The organism is uncultured Campylobacter sp. (assembly GCF_938018145.1).
Lineage (GTDB): Bacteria > Campylobacterota > Campylobacteria > Campylobacterales > Campylobacteraceae > Campylobacter_A.
This window is the reverse complement of record NZ_CALIII010000018.1, coordinates 1-3,130: the sequence shown is the minus strand read 5'-3', so window position 1 is coordinate 3,130 and position 3,130 is coordinate 1. Positions and strand designations below refer to the sequence as shown.

Genomic DNA, 3,130 nt, shown 5'->3' with positions numbered 1-3,130 from the left:
TTCTATGGAAGGCGTCGTTGTAGACGTTAAAATTTTTACTAAAAAAGGTCACGAAAAAGATAATCGCTCAAATAAAGTTTATGAAGAAGAAAAAGCGGCTTTTGAAAAAGAACACCATGATAGACTCTTGATGCTAGACCGCGAAGAGATGCTAAAAGTGGGCGCTCTGCTTTGCAAAACGCCTTTGAGTTCTGCTCAAACTATCGGCAAAAAAACCTATAAAAAAGGCGAGAAGATCGATAAAGAAGAGTTTGAAAACATCAACCGCTTTACGCTAAGTGTGATCGTCAAAGGCTTCTCAAAAGACGTTCAAAAATCATACGACGACATAAAAAATCATTTCCAAAACGAGAAGAAAAAGCTCAAAGAAGAGCATGACGCGAAGATGGAAATTTTAGAAAAAGACGACATCTTGCCAAGCGGCGTAGTTAAGCTAGTTAAAGTCTACATCGCGACCAAGCGCAAGCTAAAAGTGGGCGATAAGATGGCGGGCCGCCACGGAAACAAAGGTATCGTCTCAAATATCGTTCCTGAGGTTGATATGCCGTATCTGCCGAGCGGTCAGCCGGTTGATATCGTGTTAAATCCGCTAGGCGTTCCTAGCCGTATGAATATCGGTCAAATTTTAGAAAGCCACTTGGGCCTTGTCGGCTACCGCTTGGGCGAGCAGATAAATCAAATTTTCCAAGAGAAAAAAGGCGAGTGGGTAAAAGAGCTACGAGCCAAAATGATCGAGATAGCTTCGGCGTCTAAATTTATGGATGCTAAAAAGACTCTAGGCAAAATGAGCGACGAGATGCTTTTAGACTACGCTAGAGACTGGGCTAACGGCGTCAAATTTGCCACGCCTATATTTGAGGGCGTTAGAGTCGATGAGCTGATGAAACTATTTGAGCTAGCTAAGATCGATATGGACGGCAAGACCGAGCTTTACGACGGACGCACGGGTTCAAAGATCAAAGAGCGCGTAAACGTCGGATGTATGTATATGCTAAAGCTTCACCACCTAGTCGACGAAAAAGTCCACGCTAGAAGCACGGGTCCATATAGCCTAGTTACTCAGCAGCCAGTCGGCGGTAAGGCGCTATTTGGCGGACAAAGATTCGGAGAGATGGAGGTTTGGGCGCTTGAGGCGTACGGCGCGGCCCATACGCTTCGCGAGATGCTAACTGTCAAATCAGACGACGTCGAGGGACGTTTGTCTGCATATAAAGCCCTAACTAGAGGCGAAAACGTGCCTGAAACTGGCATTCCTGAGACATTTTTCGTTCTAACAAACGAGCTAAAATCATTGGCGCTTGATGTCGAGATATACGATGAGGATGAAAATAATGAGTGAGTTAAAACCTATTGAGATAAAAGAAGAACGCAGACCGCGCGATTTTGAAGCGTTTCAGCTTCGTTTGGCTAGCCCTGAGAGGATAAAGTCATGGAGCCACGGCGAGGTCAAAAAACCGGAAACCATAAACTACCGCACGCTAAAACCTGAGCGCGACGGCCTATTTTGCGCTAAAATTTTCGGTCCGATCCGCGACTACGAGTGCCTTTGCGGTAAGTATAAAAAAATGCGCTACAAAGGCATCAAGTGCGAAAAGTGCGGCGTCGAGGTAACTAGCTCAAAGGTGCGCCGCTCTAGAATGGGCCACATCGAGCTCGTGACTCCTGTTGCGCATATCTGGTATGTAAATTCGCTCCCAAGTCGCATAGGAACGTTGCTCGGTATAAAGATGAAAGACCTTGAGCGCGTGCTTTACTACGAGGCGTATATCGTCGAGAGCGTAGGCGACGCATTTTACGATACCGAAAATAGCAAAAAGGTAGAAATTTTCGACGTTCTAAACGAAGAGCAATACGTTTCTTTAGCTTCTCGTTTTGAAGAGAGCGGATTTAGAGCTAGAATGGGCGGCGAAGTTATCCGCGATTTGCTAGCAAATATCGATTTGGTCGAGCTTTTAAATACTCTAAAAGACGAGATCAGCGCGACAAATTCTGAAGCTAAGAAAAAAACTATAGTAAAAAGACTAAAAGTCGTCGAGAGCTTTTTAAATTCCGGTAATCGCCCTGAGTGGATGATGATTACTAATTTACCGGTCCTTCCGCCAGATCTTCGTCCGCTTGTCAGCCTTGACGGCGGTAAATTTGCGGTTTCCGACGTAAATGACCTATATCGCCGCGTTATAAATAGAAACGCGCGCCTAAAACGCCTTATGGAGCTTGACGCGCCTGAAATCATCATCAGAAACGAAAAGCGTATGCTTCAGGAGTCCGTCGATGCGCTATTTGACAACGGACGACGCGCGAATGCCGTAAAAGGCGCAAACAAACGCCCGTTAAAATCGCTTTCTGAAATCATTAAAGGCAAGCAAGGCCGCTTCCGTCAAAATTTGCTCGGTAAGCGTGTTGACTTTTCCGGTCGTTCGGTTATCGTCGTTGGCCCAAAACTACGCATGGATCAGTGCGGACTACCGAAAAGAATGGCTCTTGAGCTGTTTAAGCCGCATTTGCTAGCTCGCCTTGAGGAGAAGGGCTACGCTACGACCGTAAAGCAAGCTAAAAAGATGATCGAGGATAAGACGAATGAGGTTTGGGAGTGCCTAGAGGAGGTCGTTAAGGATCACCCGGTTATGCTAAACCGCGCTCCGACGCTTCACAAACTATCTATCCAGGCGTTTCACCCTGTGCTTGTCGAGGGCAAGGCTATCCAGCTACATCCGCTAGTTTGCGCCGCATTTAACGCGGACTTCGACGGCGACCAGATGGCTGTTCACGTGCCGCTATCGCAGGAAGCTATCGCAGAGTGCAAAATTTTGATGCTCAGCTCTATGAACATCTTGCTTCCTGCAAGCGGTAAGGCTATCACCGTTCCTAGCCAGGATATGGTTTTGGGAATTTACTACCTAAGCCTAGAAAAGACCGACAGCAAGGGCGCTAATAAAATTTTCGCATCGGTAGATGAAGTAATGATCGCCGAGGAAGCACACTGCCTAGAAGTACACTCGAAAATCAAAACGATGATCGACGGCAAGACGCTATTTACGACCGCCGGCCGCCTAATCATCCGCTCGATTCTGCCTGATTTTGTTCCTGAAAATATGTGGAACAGAGTTATGAAGAAAAAAGATATCGCAAA

At 46.4% G+C, this 3,130-nt stretch carries 2 pseudogenes; both read left to right on the top strand.

The features are described 5' to 3' along the window. Positions 1 to 1,339, top strand: a pseudogene (locus tag Q0338_RS00525) (DNA-directed RNA polymerase subunit beta); the annotation flags it as partial. Next, positions 1,332 to 3,130, top strand: a pseudogene (locus Q0338_RS00520) (DNA-directed RNA polymerase subunit beta'); the annotation flags it as partial. The pseudogenes Q0338_RS00525 and Q0338_RS00520, both read left to right, overlap by 8 nt.